Source organism: Halopseudomonas aestusnigri (assembly GCF_002197985.1).
Taxonomy (GTDB): Bacteria; Pseudomonadota; Gammaproteobacteria; order Pseudomonadales; family Pseudomonadaceae; genus Halopseudomonas; species Halopseudomonas aestusnigri.
In genome coordinates this window covers 264,724-283,239 of sequence record NZ_NBYK01000003.1, presented here as the reverse complement: position 1 = coordinate 283,239, position 18,516 = coordinate 264,724, and the positions used below count along the sequence as shown (strand labels likewise).

General features: G+C 62.2%; 13 protein-coding genes. 4 read left to right on the top strand and 9 right to left on the bottom strand.

The window, feature by feature from the left end:
* Positions 1-56: 56 nt before the first annotated feature.
* Positions 57-1,436 (top strand): class II fumarate hydratase, encoded by a 1,380-nt coding sequence (locus B7O88_RS07445; protein WP_088274765.1) that lies wholly within the window; start codon positions 57-59, stop codon positions 1,434-1,436.
* 15 nt (positions 1,437-1,451) lie between these two features.
* Here the strand turns inward: B7O88_RS07445 and B7O88_RS07440 are convergent, their stop codons facing one another.
* The 7 genes from B7O88_RS07440 to B7O88_RS07410 all read right to left on the bottom strand — a co-directional run bounded on the left by B7O88_RS07440 (position 1,452) and on the right by B7O88_RS07410 (position 12,712).
* Positions 1,452-2,873, bottom strand: coding sequence for an efflux transporter outer membrane subunit (locus tag B7O88_RS07440; RefSeq protein ID WP_088274763.1), 1,422 nt, complete (start codon positions 2,871-2,873; stop codon positions 1,452-1,454).
* A 15-nt stretch (positions 2,874-2,888) separates the two neighbouring features.
* Complete coding sequence (locus tag B7O88_RS07435; protein WP_088274761.1) at positions 2,889-5,957, bottom strand: efflux RND transporter permease subunit; 3,069 nt, start codon at positions 5,955-5,957, stop codon at positions 2,889-2,891.
* Complete coding sequence (locus B7O88_RS07430) at positions 5,954-9,025, bottom strand: multidrug efflux RND transporter permease subunit (protein WP_088274760.1); 3,072 nt, start codon at positions 9,023-9,025, stop codon at positions 5,954-5,956. Before B7O88_RS07430 ends, B7O88_RS07435 begins: the two co-directional genes overlap by 4 nt.
* A 9-nt stretch (positions 9,026-9,034) precedes the next feature.
* Positions 9,035-10,264, bottom strand: coding sequence for an efflux RND transporter periplasmic adaptor subunit (locus B7O88_RS07425; protein ID WP_088274758.1), 1,230 nt, complete (start codon positions 10,262-10,264; stop codon positions 9,035-9,037).
* Positions 10,265-10,417: 153 nt separating this feature from the next.
* On the bottom strand, positions 10,418-10,735 hold the full coding sequence (locus B7O88_RS07420) for a DUF3325 domain-containing protein (RefSeq protein WP_088274756.1): 318 nt from the start codon (positions 10,733-10,735) through the stop codon (positions 10,418-10,420).
* The gene (locus B7O88_RS07415; protein WP_088274754.1) at positions 10,728-12,410 is read right to left on the bottom strand and encodes a PepSY-associated TM helix domain-containing protein; all 1,683 of its coding nucleotides are present in this window, start codon (positions 12,408-12,410) and stop codon (positions 10,728-10,730) included. The genes B7O88_RS07420 and B7O88_RS07415 overlap by 8 nt, the downstream gene beginning before the upstream one ends.
* Complete coding sequence (locus B7O88_RS07410; protein WP_200818429.1) at positions 12,404-12,712, bottom strand: hypothetical protein; 309 nt, start codon at positions 12,710-12,712, stop codon at positions 12,404-12,406. Before B7O88_RS07410 ends, B7O88_RS07415 begins: the two co-directional genes overlap by 7 nt.
* A gap of 291 nt (positions 12,713-13,003) precedes the next feature.
* On the opposite strand from B7O88_RS07410, the gene B7O88_RS07405 reads away from it, so the two are divergent.
* The 3 genes from B7O88_RS07405 (at position 13,004) to B7O88_RS07395 (ending at position 15,170) form a co-directional block, all read left to right on the top strand.
* On the top strand, positions 13,004-14,296 hold the full coding sequence (locus B7O88_RS07405) for an MgtC/SapB family protein (RefSeq protein WP_088274750.1): 1,293 nt from the start codon (positions 13,004-13,006) through the stop codon (positions 14,294-14,296).
* A 298-nt stretch (positions 14,297-14,594) separates the two neighbouring features.
* Complete coding sequence (locus tag B7O88_RS07400) at positions 14,595-14,873, top strand: type II toxin-antitoxin system RelE/ParE family toxin (protein ID WP_088274748.1); 279 nt, start codon at positions 14,595-14,597, stop codon at positions 14,871-14,873.
* Positions 14,874-14,885: 12 nt separating this feature from the next.
* On the top strand, positions 14,886-15,170 hold the full coding sequence (locus B7O88_RS07395) for a HigA family addiction module antitoxin (protein WP_088274746.1): 285 nt from the start codon (positions 14,886-14,888) through the stop codon (positions 15,168-15,170).
* 136 nt (positions 15,171-15,306) lie between these two features.
* Here B7O88_RS07395 and guaA read toward each other — a convergent pair whose 3' ends face one another.
* On the bottom strand, positions 15,307-16,887 hold the full coding sequence (gene guaA, locus B7O88_RS07390; RefSeq protein ID WP_088274744.1) for a glutamine-hydrolyzing GMP synthase: 1,581 nt from the start codon (positions 16,885-16,887) through the stop codon (positions 15,307-15,309).
* Positions 16,888-16,999: 112 nt separating this feature from the next.
* A complete protein-coding gene (gene guaB / locus B7O88_RS07385) occupies positions 17,000-18,472 on the bottom strand; it encodes an IMP dehydrogenase (RefSeq protein ID WP_088274742.1) in 1,473 nt (490 codons plus the stop codon).
* Positions 18,473-18,516 lie beyond the last annotated feature (44 nt).

The window sequence follows — 18,516 nt, the reverse complement described above, 5'->3', positions numbered from 1 at the left end:
CCGTGGTCTGAGCATGGAAGCAGACAGCCGTTTCAGCCGATCAGGGAGTAGCGCAAATGAGCACCAGCCGCATTGAACGAGACAGCATGGGCGAGCTGCAGGTACCGGGCGACGCCCTCTATGCTGCCCAAACCCAGCGCGCCGTCAACAACTTTCCGGTCAGCGGCCAACCGATGCCCAAGCGCTTTATTCGCGCCCTGCTGCTGGCGAAGCGTGCCGCTGCCAGTGCCAACGCCGAACTGGACCAGTTGCCCGCGCCAATGGCCAAGGCCATCTGCCATGCCGTCGATGAGCTGCTGAAAGCCGATGATTACATGCAGCACTTTCCGGTCGATGTGTTTCAGACCGGCTCCGGCACCAGTTCCAACATGAACGCCAACGAAGTGCTCGCCACCCTGGCCAGCCGCAACAGCGGCCAGACCATCAACCCCAACGATCACGTCAACTGCAGCCAAAGCAGCAACGACACCATCCCCTCCAGCATCCACATCAGCGCCGCACTGGCCCTGCATGAAGACCTGATGCCTGCACTGCAGCATTTCGAGCAGGTCACCCGAGCCAAGGCACGCACCGTTGAGCACCATGTCAAAACCGGCCGCACCCATCTGATGGATGCCATGCCGGTGCGCCTGAGCCAGACTCTCGACACCTGGGCCGATCAGATCGAAGGCAACCGCCAGCGCCTGGAGCAGCTGCAACCCATGCTGCACAGTCTCGCCCAGGGCGGCACGGCGGTCGGCACCGGCGTCAACGCCCACCCCGCGTTCGCCGAGCACTTCTGCCGCGCACTGAGCGCCAGCACCGGCATAACCTTTGCCCCGGCGGCCAACTTCTTCACCCACATCGGCTCGCAGGACATCGCCGTTGCCCTGTCCGGGCAACTGAAGACCCTGGCCGTCAGCATCACCAAGATCGCCAACGACCTGCGCTGGATGAACTCAGGGCCACTGGCCGGGCTTGGCGAGATCGAGCTGGAGGCACTGCAACCCGGCTCCTCGATCATGCCGGGCAAGGTCAACCCGGTGATTCCGGAGGCGGCCGCCATGGCCGCCGCCCAGGTCATCGGCAACGACGCCACCATCACCCTCGCCGGCCAGTCCGGCAATTTCGAGCTGAACGTCATGCTGCCGCTGGTCGCACGCAACCTGCTGGAGAGCCTGAACCTGCTGAGCAATGTCACTCGCCTGCTGGCCGACAAGGCCATAGCCGGCTTTACCGTGCGCGAGGACCGACTGCAGCAGGCACTGGCGCGCAACCCGATACTGGTGACCGCTCTGAACCCGATCATCGGCTACCAGAAAGCCGCCGAGATCGCCAAACAGGCCTACAAGGAAGGTCGACCGATTGTTGATGTAGCCGCGGAAAACACCGATCTTAGTCGAGACGAACTGACCCGCCTGCTGGACCCGGCGAAATTGACTGAAGGCGGAATCTGACAGGCCCGCCGGTGCTTACTGCTCCGGCCGCGCTGCCGCATCCCCCACATCGTCACCCACCTGCCAGCCACCCCCGATGGCCGAAGCCAACTCGGCAGCTGCGGCAAGCCGGGCGCTGGTGACACTGATGCGTCCGCGTTTGGCGCTGAGCGTGGTGTTCTGGGCAATCGATACTTCCAGATAGGAAACCAGACCGGACTGGTAGCGATTGGTGATTACCCGTTCGTTTTCCTCTGCCAGCTCAACCAGCCGATCCTGCTGGACCGCCTTCTCGCGCAAAATTGCAGTGGTCGCCAGCGCATTTTCCACATCGGCCAGTGCGTCGAGTACGGTCTGACGGTAGGCGGCGACCTGTTCGTCGTAGCGGGCCAGGGCAGCGTCTCGGGCAGCACTGCGCCGGCCGCCGTCAAACAGCGTTTGCGCCAGACTGGGTCCAACCGACCAGACCCGCACCGGGGTATCCCAGAGGTCGCTGATCGAACTGCCGCTGACACCGGCGCTGCCGCCCAGCGTCAGGGTGGGTAACCAGGCGGTGATGGCGACGCCGATATCGGCGTTGGCTGCTGCGACGCCGCGCTCGGCAGAGACCACATCCGGGCGGCGGGCAATCAGCTCCGCTGGCAGTTGCGCCGGAATCGGCGGCACCGCGGGCAGCGCCTCGACTACCGCCAGTTCCAGATCGACCGGGGCACGGCCCAGCAGCGCGGCGATGGTGTTCTGTTCCAGCGCCCGCTGATTCTGCAGGTCGTACAGGTCACTGCGCAGTGACTGCAGCTGGGTTTCGGCCTGAATCACGTCGGCGCGGGAGACGATGCCGGCGTCGTACTGGTTGCGCGTCAGCTGGGCCGAACGGGCTGAGGACGCCAGCGTCTGCTCCAGCAGCCGATACTGCAGGTCCTGGGCGCGCAGATTGATGTAGCTGTTGATCACGGCCGACTGAATCGACAGCCGGGCGGCGGCCAGATCCGCCGCACTGGCTTCCAGCGCAGCGGTATCGGATTCGACCTGACGGCGCACCCGCCCCCACAGATCCAGCTCCCAACTGATACCCAGCTGCGCGCTGCTGCGGGTGCCGGTACTGACTTCACTGCCGCCGCTGCGTGCGGTATCCAGCGCCGCGCTCAGGGTCGGGCTGTATTCTCCAGTGCTCAGCCTGCGCTGCGCCAATGCTGCGCGATAACGGGCTTCAGCCTGCGCCAGCGTCTGGTTGCGCTGATTGGCTTCCTCGATCAGCGCATTCAGCGCGGCATCGCCAAACACTTCCCACCAGCGCCCGCTGGCTGCCCAGCTTTGTTCCGGCATCGGCTGCCAGCCCTGGTCATAGCGCAGCGCTGAGGGCTCGACCGTGGTCGGCACCCGGTAATCCGGGCCGAGCGTACAGCCGCCAATCAGCGCAGTGGCCAGAACAACAGAGGTAGACAGCAGGGAGAGCTTCATCGGTAACAGCCCCGATCAGGTTGAGGGTGAGGAAGGTTCGGTTGCACCACGGCGCAACACGCGCTGACGCAGGTTTTCCAGATACAGATAGACCGCCGGCGTGGTGTACAGCGTCAGCAATTGGCTCAGCGCCAAGCCACCAAAAATGGTGATCCCCAGCGGGCGGCGCATCTCGGCACCTTCGCCAAAGCCCATGATCAACGGCACCGCGCCGAGCATGCCGGCGAGGTTGGTCATCAAAATCGGTCGCAGTCGCAGCAGCGCGGCGCGGTGAATACTCTGCTGCGGATTGAGCCCTTCGCGGCGCTGCAGCTCCAGCGCGAAGTCGATCATCATGATGGCGTTCTTCATCACGATACCGATCAGCAGGAACAGCCCCAGCATGGCGATCAGACTCAGACTCTGGCCGCCGAACTTGAGCGCCAGCAGCGCGCCCAGCCCGGCCGGCGGCAGGGTCGAGAGAATGGTCAGCGGATGCAGCGTACTCTCGTAGAGCACACCGAGCACCAGATACACCGCCAGCAGCACGGCAACAAAGATCCACGGCTCAACCGCAGCGCCAAAATCGTTGGCCGACGGCGGTGCCTCATGCACATCGCTCGGCAACATCACCTCGTTGAGAATCTGCGCGATGGCCTCCTTGGCCTGCGCTTCGGTGACGCCCGGCGCCAGCGCATACCCCACGCCCATCGAGGCAAACTGCCCTTCGTGGCGCACGCGGTCTTCGGCCATGCCGTAACCCCAGGTAGCGAAGCTGGAGAGTGGCACCCGCTGCCCCTCCGAGCCCATGACCTCGAGCTGGGCCAGCACTTCAGGGCGCTCGGTGTAGCGCGAGTCCAGCTCCATCACCACCCGATACTGGTTCAGCTCGTCGTACAGGGTGGCAACCTGACGCTGGGAGAAGGAGTTGTTCAGGGTCGAGGCGATAGTCTGCATATCGATGCCGAGACGCCGCGCGGCTTCGCGGTCGATATCGAGCACCACCTGACGAGTCTCGTCGCCGTCCATCGAATCCACATCCACCAGCAGCGGGCTCTGCGTCATCGCCTGGGCAACCTTGCGCGACCACACCTTGAGCTGCGCCAGCGAGTCCGAACGCAGCAGTACCTCGTATTCACTGCGTCGATACGGCGGACGGAACTGCAGATCCTGATCGACCATCAGCATCATCAACACACCCGGCACCGCCGGTGCGTTGGCACGCAGGCGATCGACCACCGCCTGGGCGGACACCTTGCGTTCGGCCAGCGGTTTGAGCCGAATGGTCAGCTGGGCGTTGGTCAGACCGCCGCTGCCGCCGCTGGTGCCGGTCAGGTCGGCGACCGCCGGATCGGCCAGAATGTACTGCCGGTAGGCCTCGATCTTCGGCTGCATGATCTGGAACGACATGCCGTCATCGCCGCGCAGGAAGCCGCGAATCTGCCCCGAATCCTGCTGCGGCAGCGCTTCTTCCGGCAGGTTTGCTGCCAGCCAGACACTGCTGCCGATCGCCGCCAGCAGCACCAGCAGCGCGATCGGTCTATGGTTGAGCGTCCAATGCAGCGAGCGGTCGTAGCCACCGCGCAGTCTGGCAAACAGGGAGTCCCTATCATCCTGTTTGTGCCCGGCCGGCGTGGGTTTCAGCCACAGCGCGCACAGGCTGGGCGTCAGCGTCAGCGATACCAGCAGCGAGATCAGCATGGCCGCCACCAGGGTGATGGAAAACTCCTCGAACAGCTGACGGATCAGACCGCCCAGCAACAGGATCGAGGCAAACACCACCGCCAGTGCCAGCGTCATGGCAATCAGGGTAAAGCGCAGCTCTCGGGCGCTGCGCGCTGCGGCGTCCAGCGGCGACAGGCCGTTGCCCATGTGCCGCTGGACGTTCTCCAGCACCACAATGGCGTCATCCACCACCAGGCCGGCACCGACGATCAGCGCCATCAGCGACAGGTTGTTGAGCGAGAAGCCGAAGAAATACATGACTACAAAGCTGCCGATCAGCGAGACCGGAATCGCCGTCGACGGAATCAGCGCCGCACGCAAATTGCCGAGGAACAGCCAAACCACGGCGACCACCAGCAGCGTAGCCAGCAGCAGGGAAATCTGCGCCTCGCGCAGGGTGGCGCGAATCACCGGTGAGCGATCCATCACCACCGACAGCTGCGCGTCTTCGGGCAACAGGTTGATCAGTTGCGGCAGCCGAGCATAGATGTTGTCGATGGTCTCGACGATATTGGCACCGCTCTGCCGGCTGATGCTCAGCACCACCGCCTGACGCTCGTTATGAAAGCCGCTGCTGTAGCGGTCCTCAACCGAGTCGGTGACCCTGGCGACATCACCGAGGCGCACCACCGCACCCTCCTGATGACGGATCACCAGCAGCCGATAGGCCGCCGCGGTGCGCAGCGAATCGCTGGTCTGCACCTGCCAGCGGTGCTCGCCCTGCTCGATCACCCCGAGCGGGCGCAACGCATTGCTGTTAGCGATGGCGCTGCGCACCTCGTCCAGGGCAATACCGTAATGCAGCAGCGCGCCGGCATCGAGCTGCACGCGCACTGCCGGCAGAGAGGCGCCATCCACGCTGACCTCACCCACGCCGGAGATCTGCGCCAGCTTCTGCGCCAGAATGGTCGAGCCGATATCGTACAGCGCGCTTGGCGACAGGTTGGGCGAGCTCAACGCCAGCCCCATGATCGGCGCCTGGGACGGGTCGATCTTGCGATACTGCGGGTTGCCGGGCATGCCTGCCGGCAAGTCGCCGCGCACCGTGTTGATGGCGGCCTGCACTTCCCGGGCGGCTTCATTCAGGTCGCGCCCCAGCTCGAAGGTCAGCGCAATCTGCGCCGAACCCTGACTGCTGTTGGAAGAGATACCGGTTACCCCGGAAATGGCGCCCAACGCCCGCTCCAGCGGCGTTGCCACCGTGGTTGCCATGCTCTCCGGGCTGGCCCCGGGCAAACTGGCGGTGACCACAATCATCGGTACATCCAGCTGTGGCAGCGGCGCGACCGGCAGCAGGCGCCAGCACAGCAGGCCGGACAGCACCAGCGCCACGGCAGCCAGCGTCAGCCCGATCGGGCGATGCAGAAATCCGCCGCTCACTCCAGCGCCTCAACCGGTTGCGCCGTCGGCTTGCCGGCCAGACGGTCGAAGAACAGATAGACCACCGGCGTGGTGAACAGGGTCAGCACCTGGCTGACCAGCAGACCGCCCACCATGACCACGCCCAGCGGCTGGCGCAGTTCGGCACCCGAACCGCTGGCCAGCATCAGCGGCAGTGCGCCAAACAAGGCCGCCAGCGTGGTCATCAAGATCGGCCGGAAACGCAACATCGCTGCCCGATGGATCGCTTCACGCGGGCTCATGCCCTGATTGCGCTGCGCCTCCAAGGCAAAGTCGACCATCATGATGCCGTTCTTCTTGACCAGGCCGATCAGCAGCACGATGCCAACCACCGAGATCATGTCCAGCGCCCGATCGGTGAGCAGCAGCGCCAGCAGCGCGCCCACCGTGGCGGACGGCAAGGTCGAGAGAATGGTGACCGGGTGAATGGTGCTCTCGTAGAGCACCCCCAGCACGATATACATGGTCAGTACCGCCGCCAGAATCAACCACAGGGTGTTGCCGAGCGACGCACGGAAGGCCTCGGCCGCGCCCTGAAAGCGCAGTTCGATGGTCGCCGGCAGGCCCAGCGCCTGCTGCACTTGCTCAATCGCCTCAACCGCTTCACCCAGCGACGCGCCATCAGCCAGGTTGAACGATACCGTGGTCGCAGGAAACTGGCCCTGATGATTGATCAGCAGCGGCGCCGCCCGCTGTTGTACCCGCGCCACACTGGCCAGCGGCACCGAGCTCCCGTCTGCAGTAGTGATAAACAGCCGTTGCAGACCCTCCGGGTCTCCGGCGAATTGCGGGTCGACCTCCATGATCACCCGGTACTGGTTGGACTGAGTAAACAGGGTGGCGATCTGGCGCTGACCGAAGGCGTTGTAGAGGGTGTTGGCAATGTCGGTCACATCCAGCCCGAAACGCGCTGCCGCGTCGCGGTCAATCTCCACATAGGCCTGCATCCCGCGCTGCTGCAGATCCGCCGCCACCTCGCTCAGCTCCGGGCGGGCGTTGAGTGCGGCGACCATCTGCGGCACCCACTCATGCAGCGCATCGCTGTCGAGGCTAGTCAGGCTGAACTGGTACTGGGTGCGGCTGACCCGGTCTTCGATGGTCAGCTCCTGCACCGGCTGGAACCAGGCGCTGATACCGTCGACGCTCGCAGCCCGCTCGCGCAGCCGCGCCATCACCTCGAACAGGCTCTCGTCGCGCTGATCGTGCGGCGGCAGGTTGACCAGGATGCGCCCGCTGTTGACCGTCACGTTGACGCCGTCCACACCGATAAATGACGACAGACTCTCGATGCCCGGGTCCTGCAGCAGTGACTGCGCCAGCTGCTGTTGCCGCTCGGCCATCGCGGTAAAGGAAATGTCCTGCGGGCCTTCAGTCACCACCTGGATGACGTTGCTGTCCTGCACCGGAAAGAAGTCCTTGTCGACCGCAAGGTACAGCAACCCGGTCAAGGCGATGGTGCCGAGCATCACCAGCAGCGCCGGGGTCTGGCGGTCCAGCACCCAGTCCAGCGCGCGGCCGTAGCGTTCAATCACCCCATGCAGCAAACCGTCGGACTTCTCCTGCGGCGGCGTGCTGAGCATGCGCGCGCACATCATCGGCGTCAGCGTCAGCGACACCACCAGCGAGATGACGATGGCCACCGCCAGGGTGATGGCAAACTCGTGGAACAGCCGCCCCACCACATCCGGCATGAACAGCAACGGAATCAGCACCGCGACCAGCGAGAAGGTCAGTGACATCAGGGTAAAACCGATCTCACCCGCGCCCTTGAGCGCCGCCTGCATCGGCGTTTCGCCCATCTCCCGGTGCCGCGCCACGTTCTCCAGCATGACGATGGCGTCATCCACCACAAAGCCGGTGGCAATAGTCAACGCCATCAGGGTCAGGTTATTGACCGAGAAGTCCATCAGATACATGAAGGCAAAGGTGCCGACCAGCGACAGCGGTACCGCGATACTGGGGATGATGGTCGCCGGAATGCTGCGCAGGAAGACGAACGTGACCAATACCACCAGAGCAACCGCAAACAGCAGTTCCTTCTGGGTGTCACGTACCGAGGCGCGAATGCTGTGGGTACGGTCGGTCAACACGGTGACATCCACCGCCGAAGGCAAGGTGCCAGCCAGCTGCGGCAGCAACTCACGCACCCGGTCAGTGACCTCGATCACGTTGGCACCCGGCTGACGCTGGACATTCAGCAGTACCGCCGGCTGGCCATCGGCCCAGGCGGCGAGAAAACGGTCTTCGGCACCGTCAATAATGGTGGCAACGTCACCGAGCCGCAGCGGTGCACCGTCCTGCCAGGTGAGGATCAGCTTGCGGTAATCCTCGACCGAGCGAATCTGGTCGTTGGCATCGAGCATGGTGCTGCGCGTCGGGCCGTCGAAACTGCCCTTGGGCTGGTTGACGTTGGTAGCGGCAATGCTCTGGCGCACCTGATCGAGACTGAGCCCGTAGGACGCCAGCGCCATCGGGTTGACCAGCACCCGCACCGCCGGCCGCTGACCACCAGCCAGGCTGACCAGGCCAACACCGGAAATCTGCGCCAGTTTCTGCGCCATGCGGGTGTCGACAAGGTCGTGCACCTCCGGCAGCGGCAGGCTGTCGGAGGTAATCGCCAAGGTCAGAATTGGCGCGTCCGCCGGGTTGACCTTGCGGTAGATCGGCGGCGTTGGCAGGTCATTCGGCAGCAGACTGTCGGCGGTATTCATTGCCGCCTGCACTTCCTGCTCGGCAACGCCCAGATCCTCGCCGAGATCAAACTGCAGGGTAATGACCGACGCCCCACCGGAGCTGGTCGAGGACATCTGCTTCAGGCCCGGAATCTGGCCGAGGTAGCGTTCAAGCGGTGCGGTGATGGTGCGCGCCGTCACCTCCGGCCCGGCACCCGGCTGAAAGGTAAACACCTGAATGATCGGGTAATCCACCTGCGGCAGCGCAGCGACCGGCAACAGCCGCCAGGAAACCAGGCCGGCGATCAGAAACGCCAGCATCAGCAGCGAGGTGGCTACCGGGCGCAGAATAAAGGGCGTCGAGAGACCTTTCATCAATCAGCCTCAGTTGGCCGGCGGCGGGCCGCGGCGCTCACCCGCAGTAGCCGGCGTGCGTGCCGCGCCGGCTGCTGCGCCACTGGCGTCAGGAATATTGACCTGCTTGCCGTCACGCAGCCGATCCAGCCCTTCGAGTACCACCAGTTCGCCCGGCTCCAGCCCGTCCGTGACCGCTACCCGGCCGTCTGCGGCGGCGCCCAGCATCACATTACGCACATAGGCCTTGTTGTCCTGCACAACGTAAACGTAGTTGCGCTCGGTACCGAACTGCACCGCATCACCAGGAATCGTCACTACCGACTCCAGCGTCTTCAGCCGCAGGTGCACATTGACGAACTGGTTGGGGAACAGTGCTTCATCTTCGTTGGCAAACTGCGCGCGCACCCGCAGCGTGCCCGTGCTGGTATCAATCTGGTTGTCGAGGGTGGTCAGCTCGCCGGTGGCCAGCACCCGCTGCTCGCCTCGATCCAGCACCTCGACCTTCAGTGGTGCATCGCCCCGGCGCGCATCGCGAAGGGCCGGCACATCAACCTCCGGCACGGTAAAATTCACCGCGATCGGCTGGGTCTGGGTAATGCTGACCAGCCCCTCCGCTTCGCTACCAGTCACCAGGTTGCCCTGGTCGACCTTGCGCAGACCGAGACGACCGGACAGCGGCGCGGTGATCCGCGTCCAGGACAGCTGCAACCTGGCGTCGTCCACCTGGGCCTGATTGGCACGCACCGTACCAAGCAACTCCTGCACCAGCGCCCGCTGGTCACTGAGCTGCTGGCGTGCGATGGAGTCCTGCTCCCAGAGCTGCTCGTAGAGCTTCAGATCGGCCCGGGCGTTCTCCAGCTTGGCGCGATTCTGCTGCAATTGACCCTCAGCCTGCTCAAGCTGGGCACGATAGGGCAAAGGATCAATCTCGGCCAGCAACGCGCCCTGCTCCACCCTTGCGCCCTCCTCGAACACCACCTTCTCCAGCACGCCACTGACCCGGCTCTGAACGGTAACCGTGTTGAGCGGGGTGACCGTGCCTATCGACTTGATCTGCACATCCAGTTGCCCCAGCGCCGCCGGCTCGACCCGAACCACAGCAGGCGCATCCCAGCCCATGCGCCGCAGGGCGTCCGGCTGAACGGGCGCAGTTTGACTGCCGAACTGAAACCAGGCGAAGGTGCCCGCGCCAGCAACAGCCGCAGCCAGCAGCAGCCAGTTGCGAAGGGACCGGAGAGAAGACTGAGGGAGAGACATGGCATGTAATCCGTATTCTGAACAGCAGCGGCGCAAGGCGCCGCCTCGAATGCCAGACTTTAGGAAAGATCAGCCTTCGGAAGTAGCGAATTTACATACTTTTACCAACTTCTGACCCCAGGCAAGCAAACGCACCGTCGGCTTGCGGTGAGATCAAGGCAGGCGCAGCAGCGACGGGCAGAGCGGGCGCAACAAGGCCGGACGATAACTCAACACCATACTGGTGATCATCGCTGCTGCAGAGAACAGGGTAAACCAGACCAGCACCGCCATCGACGGATGATCCGCCGCAAAGCAGCAGATCGCTGCTGCCAGCAGCGCACTCCAGCCTGCTGCACGCAAGCGCAAGGCCGATGGCGGCGCGTCGGTACCGAATACCTGACGCCAGTGAGGCTGCAGAGACAGGGCAAGCCAGCCGGTAGCCAGCAGCATGGCAACAGCCGCCAGCAGCAACCAGACAGTGTCAGTCATAGGCCACCTCCCGACTCTGTGCAGAGGCCTCAACCGTTCGCGGCTGAGCCAGCTTGCGGGCCGCAAACACCGCCACGGCCGCCGACGCCAGCAGGCTGAGGTCCACCCCGGCAACCGGCCAATAGGGATCCGTAACCACGGTCTTGAACAGGTGATCACCGGTGCTTACCCAGTTCAACAGCACAGCCGCCACCATCAGCAGCGCCAGCAGCCAGCACTGCTCAGCCCAGGCCGGATTACGCAACGCCTTGGCCACGGGCGCGCCGCGCCACAACGCGTGCAGCAACGACAGCCCCCAAGCGGACCAGAACACGGCCTTTTCCCACTCGCCCTTGCCGACCATAGCCTCCGGCAGGATACGGTTGGCCACCAGCATGGCGACGGCTGCCAGCACCATCCCGGTCACGCTGGCAACCGCCAGCGCATTAACCACTCTGCAGCCCTGAAGACCGCGGCGGGCATGATCCTGTTTGCGCTTTTCCACGAAGAAGACAAAACCGGTGGCAATGCACACGCAGCCCAACAGGCCACCCAGCACATACAGCCAGCGCAGTGCCCAATGTTCAAAGTGCTGCAAATGCAGCCCCGTCAGAAAGCGCGCGACCGCTTCCACCGGCGGGCTCGGCGGATCTTCGCGCAGCAGCTCGCCAGTGCTGGCACGGAAGTGAATGCCCTCGCCAACCAGCGCAACCCGATCACTTCCCGCACGGTAAATACTGACATAGCCGTTGGCATCGCCAAGATGTTCGATGGTCAGGAAACCGACCTCACCGGCCATATCGCGCTCAGCCCAGATACGCTTGGCCTCTGCCACCATGGCATCGACCGACGCCAGCGGCGCAGGAATACCCGCCTCGTCATGGGGCAGCCCGGTGTGCGCGGCCTCCAGCACCTCATGCTGATCGTGCAGCGGCTTGAGCAGCGTCTGCGAAACCGGGAAGTAATAAAAGCCGGTAAAGATCAGCACCCCGGTAAAGGCAAAGAAAAAGTGAAATGGCAGTGCAACCACACCCGTCATGTTATGCAGATCCAGCGCGCTGCGCTGGATGCGCTTGTTTGGCCGGAATGTAAAGAACTCGCGAAACACCTTGCGATGCATGATCACCCCGGTAATCAGCGCAAGCAGCATCACCAGCCCCGCCAGCCCGACCACGTAGGTACCGAGGTACATCCAGTTCAGGTGCAGGCTGTAGTGCAGCGGGTAAAACCAGTCGCTGCCGATCTTCAGCGCGTCATCCGGCAGAAACTCGCCAGTACGCGGGTCCACCGTCGCCCGGCCATGCACATGCAGATGGTCATCGGCCGGATTCTTCGGCTGATTGGGAATCCCGAACTCGCCGCCGATCAGCAGCACCGGATCACGGTGCGTGGTATAGGCAAACAAGGAAACCAGCGGCATGGTGTCAGCCGCCGGCAACTCGCCAATGACACGCTTCGCCGTTGCGGCCATATCGACCGGATCCGGTTTGAGGCGGGTATACACATCGGCCAGCAGGTTGTCGTAGGACGGCATCGGCTGCGGCTCGAAACGGGTCGCCGGCACCGCCCAGCGGTCAATCTCCCGGTCAAACACCGACAGCGAACCAAAGAAGAAGGCCACCATCAACACAAAACCGAGCACCAGCCCGAACCAGGTGTGCACCCAGGCCATGGAGAGACGAAAGTTGTTCAGCATGCGGCCTCCTGACAAAGCAGCAAAGGCTGCAGCAACCAGGCCGCCGACAGCATCAGCGCTGCACCGAGCCCGAGTACCAGCCAGATCCGCAGCAGACTTTTAACGGCGAACACCCAGATAAACAGCGCAACGTAGAGCAGCAGCCCAAACATCAGCATGCTTTGCTCGGCACTGTGAAAGTCGACACCGATTGCGCTCAGACTGACCACGCCCAGGGAAACAACCCCCCAGATGAACGCGTAAACAGCAAAAATCGCCGCGAAAACACGCGAAATCATTGGAAGGGCGAGCGCACTATTCATGCGTCCCCCGGAACAGACATCGTGTCATGCCAATCACCATTGTCAGAGCCCGGTCGGTCGATATGCCCCGGACATATTGCGAACGCGTGCATCCCGAGGCAGAACGCACAATTCGCTAATGATAGTGATTAGCATTAAGCATTGCAAACAATCCTACATCAAACGCACGACAGCCATGGCGAGCCGGACCGTCTCTATCATCCTTGGGCAGAAGTAATCGCTTCTCGGTAGTTGCCGGCGATAGAAAGAACTAGTCTGTCGCTAGAAAGCTAGCCATGACGACAGGACGAGATGAACGGAATCGTGAACGATTTTCTGCTGAGTAATCAGCAGGCTGTGCACTTGGGGATAGCCTTGCTGCTGGGTGCTGTGATCGGCATTCAGCGGGGCTGGCAGGCACGCAACAGAAAGGCGGGCGAGCGCATTGCTGGCGTTCGCACCTTTGCCCTGGTTGGCCTGTTTGGGGGCATCAGCGCCTTGCTGGCAGAGGCGATAACCATCTGGGTGCTGCCGGCAGCGATACTGTCACTGACTGCCATTACCCTGGTGGCTTTCAGTCACCAGGCGCGCAAGCAAAACACCTTCAGCATCACCAACCTGATTTGCCTGCTGCTGACCTTCAGCTACGGCGCAGTGACGATTGCCATCTCACCCGCGCTGGCGGCCGCCGCCGCCGTCATCACAGCCATCATTCTCGACAATCGCGAGGAGATTCACGGCCTGCTCAACCGTCTGCAGGAAAAAGAGCTGGATGCCGGCCTGAAACTGCTGCTGATTACCGTGGTTATGCTGCCACTGCTGCCCAACAGAGGCTTCGGGCCTGGCGAAGCGCTGAATCCGTACAACATCTGGATCATGGTGGTGCTGATCGCCATGATCTCGTTCATCGGCTACTTTGCCGTCCGTGTTGCAGGGACTGCCAAAGGTATTCTGTTCACCAGCCTGTTTGCCGGACTCAGCTCTTCCACCGCGCTGACCCTGCACTATGCCAAGGCGTCACGTTCGGCCGACGAGCTGAGCCCGCAACTGGCTGCGGGTATTCTCATTGCCTGTGGCACCATGTTCCCGCGGATTCTGGTGTATTGCACGCTGCTGAATCAGGCACTGCTGCCCGTGCTGCTGGGGCCGGTACTGATCACCGTGCTGTTTATTTATGCCCCTGCCCTGCTGCTCTGGTATCGGCATCGAGACACACTTGCCACAGACCAGCCCACGCTGAACAAGAACCCGCTGGACCTCAGTTCGGCACTGATGTTTGGCGCGCTATTGGCCGGGATTCTGCTGCTGGCTGAACTGCTCACGCAATGGCTGGGCGACAAGGGCGTGCTGATATTGTCGGTGGTATCCGGCCTTGTGGATGTGGATGCGATCACCCTGGCCATCGCCCGCCTGTCTCTGGGGTCACTGGATCAGGATACCGCGGTCATCGCCATACTGCTGGCGGCTCTCAGCAACAGCCTGATCAAGGCAGCGATGGCACTGGTATTCGGCACCCGCGGCCTGGGGCTGAGAGTCGCCATTCCCATGACCATTGCCGTCGGCGCAGGGGTACTGGCCGCCTGGCTGCAGTCAGTCATGAGCTGAGGCGGCGAACTGACAGCGGTCCCGGCGGGTAAGACCCTGTCAACTTGCTGGATATGACGTTACGCGCGACCAAAAGAAAACCCCTGGCTGCAACAACAACCAGAGGTTTGCTTCATAAGCTCACATACAGGAAATTATCCAAATAAAAACAATGCCTTATATACAAAGACAACGAAAATACCACGCACAGATTTTTATAATCTTGGCATTAAAATGCAGTGTCACCCCACAGAAGCAAGAACTGGTTATGACAGCACTAAATTGTAAAGCGTAGCGTTACGAGATACAATCCAGCCCCATGATCACAGGATTCCAACATAAAGGGCTAGAAGCCTTCTACAAGACTGGAACGACCCGAGGCATTCAGGCGGCACATGCGGCCAAACTAAGTCGCATCCTGGCGTTACTGGACGTTGCCGCTGGCCCAGACGACCTCAACATTCCTTCATTCAAGTTACACCAGTTGAAAGGTGAGCTGAACGGGTACTGGTCAATCAGGGTAAACGGCAACTGGCGTGTGACCTTTCGGTTCATTGGAGTGGATGTCGAATTGGTCAATTACGTCGATTACCACTAGGGAGAATAAACCATGATGATGAACCCTCCGCACCCCGGCGAACTGCTGCGGGAAGACGTTATTGCTGAGCTGGGCCTATCCGTCAAGGAAACGGCTGAGCGACTAGGCATGTCCCGTGTAGCTCTGTCCCGGGTACTGAACGGCCGAGCAGCGATCAGCCCTGACCTTGCGCTTCGCTTAGAAATGGCAGGCGTGAGCACAGCCCGAGCCTGGCTCGCCATGCAGGTGAACTATGATCTGGCCCAAGCCAGGCAACACCCGCAACCACCGATCAAGGCACTGCAACCAGTTGGTTGATGCCTTAAACCAGCGTTAAAAGACATCACAACACCGTACCGGAAAGGTCAGGTGCTGCACTCAGATTTTGCGGCCGCGTGATGAAATTAAAAAGGCACCCCAGGCGCCTTTTTAATTTAGTTACCAGGTTAACCGGTCACTCCCACTCAATCGTCGCCGGCGGCTTGCTCGACACGTCGTAGGTGACGCGGGAGATGCCTTCGATTTCGTTGATGATGCGATTGGACACCTTCTCCAGCAGCTCGTACGGCAGATGCGCCCAGCGCGCGGTCATGAAGTCGATGGTTTCTACCGCACGCAGGGCAACCACCCACGCGTAGCGACGGCCATCGCCCACCACACCGACCGATTTGACCGGCTGGAATACCACGAAGGCCTGGCTGGTCTTGTGGTACCAGTCAAAGTTGTGCAGCTCCTGGATGAAGATGTGATCGGCCAGACGCAACAGGTCGGCGTATTCCTTCTTCACTTCACCGAGGATGCGCACACCCAGACCCGGACCCGGGAACGGGTGACGGTAGACCATGTCATAGGGCAGACCCAGTTCCAGACCGATCTTGCGCACCTCGTCCTTGAACAGTTCACGCAGCGGCTCGACCAGTTCAAAGGCCATGTCGTCAGGCAGACCGCCGACGTTGTGGTGCGACTTGATCACGTGGGCCTTGCCGGTCTTGGCGCCAGCCGACTCGATCACGTCCGGGTAGATGGTGCCCTGGGCGAGGAACTTCACGTCCTGCAGCTTGGTCGCTTCGGTGTCGAACACCTCGATAAAGGTGCGGCCGATAATCTTGCGCTTCTCTTCCGGATCGGCGATACCGGCCAGACGGCCGAGGAACAGGTCTTCGGCATCAACACGGATGACCTTGACGCCCATATTCTCGGCGAACATGGCCATGACCTGATCCCCTTCCTGGTGACGCAGCAGACCGTTGTCGACGAATACGCAGGTCAGCTGGTCGCCGATGGCCTTGTGCAGCAGCGCGGCAACCACCGAGGAGTCCACACCGCCCGACAGGCCCAGCAGCACCTTGGAGTCGCCAACCTGCGCACGCACGGTGGCGATGGCATCTTCAACGATGTTGGCCGGCGTCCAAAGCGCTTCACAGCCGCAGATGTCGAGCACGAAGCGCGACAGAATGCGGCCGCCCTGCTTGGTATGCGTCACTTCCGGGTGGAACTGCACGCCGTAGTAGCCGCGCTCGTCGTCAGCCATGGCAGCGATCGGGCAGCTCGGGGTGCTGGCCAGGATGTGGAAGCCTTCCGGAATCGAGGTGACCTTGTCGCCGTGACTCATCCACACGTCCAGACCCAGCACGCCGTCGGCGTCCACGTGATCTTCGATGCCGTCCAGCAGACGGCCCTTGCCGACCACATCGACACGGGCATAGCCAAACTCGCGAACGTCGGAACCTTCAACCTTGCCACCCAGTTGCTCGGACATGGTCTGCATGCCGTAGCAGATGCCGAACAGCGGTACGTTCAGATCAAAAACCGCCTGCGGGGCGCGCGGGCTGTCAGCGGCGTGCACCGACTCCGGTCCTCCGGCCAGGATGATGCCACGCGGCGCAAAGGCGTTAATCTCCTCGGCGCTCATGTCCCAGGGATGGATCTCGCAGTAAACGCCAATCTCGCGCACCCGACGGGCAATGAGCTGGGTGTACTGGGAACCGAAGTCCAGAATCAGGATGCGGTGAGCGTGAATATCATGCAGGGACATGGAATTTCCTCAGAAAAAGTAAGCTACAAGCGCCAAGCCGCAAGCTACAAGTACACGCCGTACTGCTTGCAGCTTGAGGCTTTCAGCTTGCCGCTGGCGGGTTGAGCTGCGCTCAACCTACCCGATAGTTCGGCGCTTCCTTGGTGATCTGCACGTCGTGCACGTGCGACTCACTCATGCCTGCGCCGGTGATGCGAACAAACTCGGGCTGGGTGCGCATCTGTTCGATGGAGCTGGAGCCGGTATATCCCATGGAAGCACGCAGGCCGCCCATCAGTTGATGGATGATGGCAGACAGCGCGCCCTTGTAGGGTACGCGGCCTTCAATGCCTTCAGGCACCAGCTTCTCCGCGCCGGCGGCGGAATCCTGGAAGTAACGGTCAGCGGAGCCACCGCCAGCGTTGGCCATCGCACCCAGCGAGCCCATGCCGCGGTAGGCCTTGTAGGAACGGCCCTGGAACAGCTCGACTTCGCCAGGCGCTTCTTCAGTACCGGCGAACATGGAACCCATCATCACAACGGACGCGCCAGCAGCGATAGCCTTGGCCAGATCACCGGAGAAACGAATACCGCCGTCCGCGATCAGCGGCACGCCGGTGCCTTCCAGTGCGGCAGCCACGTCGGCAATGGCAGAAATTTGCGGTACGCCAACGCCGGCAACGATACGGGTAGTACAGATGGAGCCCGGGCCAATGCCCACCTTGACGGCATCCGCACCGGCCTCAGCCAGCGCCTTGGCGGCAGCGCCAGTGGCGATGTTGCCGCCGATCACCTGAATGTCCGGGAAGTTCTGCTTGACCCAGCTGACCCGGTCGATCACGCCCTTGGAGTGGCCGTGTGCGGTATCAACGATGATCACATCAACACCGGCAGCCGCCAGCGCTTCAACGCGAGCCGGCGTTTCCGGGCCGGTACCAACAGCGGCGCCAACCAGCAGGCGACCCTGATCGTCCTTGGCAGCGTTCGGGTAGGCACGGGCCTTTTCGATGTCCTTGACGGTCATCATGCCCTGCAAGCGGAAGGCGTCGTCAACGATCAGCACTTTCTCGATGCGGTGAATGTGCAGCAGTTGGCGCACTTCGGAAGCGGCGACACCTTCCTTGACGGTGACCAGCTTGTCCTTGGGTGTCATTACGTCACTGACCAGCGCATTCATGCGGGTTTCAAAGCGAATGTCGCGAGCAGTGACAATACCGACCAGATCGCCGTTGGACAGCACCGGCACACCAGAGATGTTGTTCTGGTGAGTCAGTTCGATCAATTCGGCAACGGTAGCGCTGGCGTCGATGGTGATCGGGTCACGGACCACACCGGATTCGAATTTCTTGACCTTGCGTACTTCGGCAGCCTGCTGCTCGACGGTCATGTTCTTGTGGATGATGCCCATGCCACCTTCCTGCGCCATGGCAATCGCCAGGCGGGCTTCGGTGACGGTGTCCATCGCAGCAGACAGCAGCGGGATGTTCAGTTCGATACGACGGGTCAGACGGGTCTTGAGACTCACGTCCTTGGGCAGGACCTCGGAGTATCCGGGCACCAGGAGAACGTCATCAAAGGTAAGTGCTTCTTGGCGAATACGCAGCATAGCAGGCTCCCGAGCGGGAAAAATGGAAGCGCGCCATTATACCT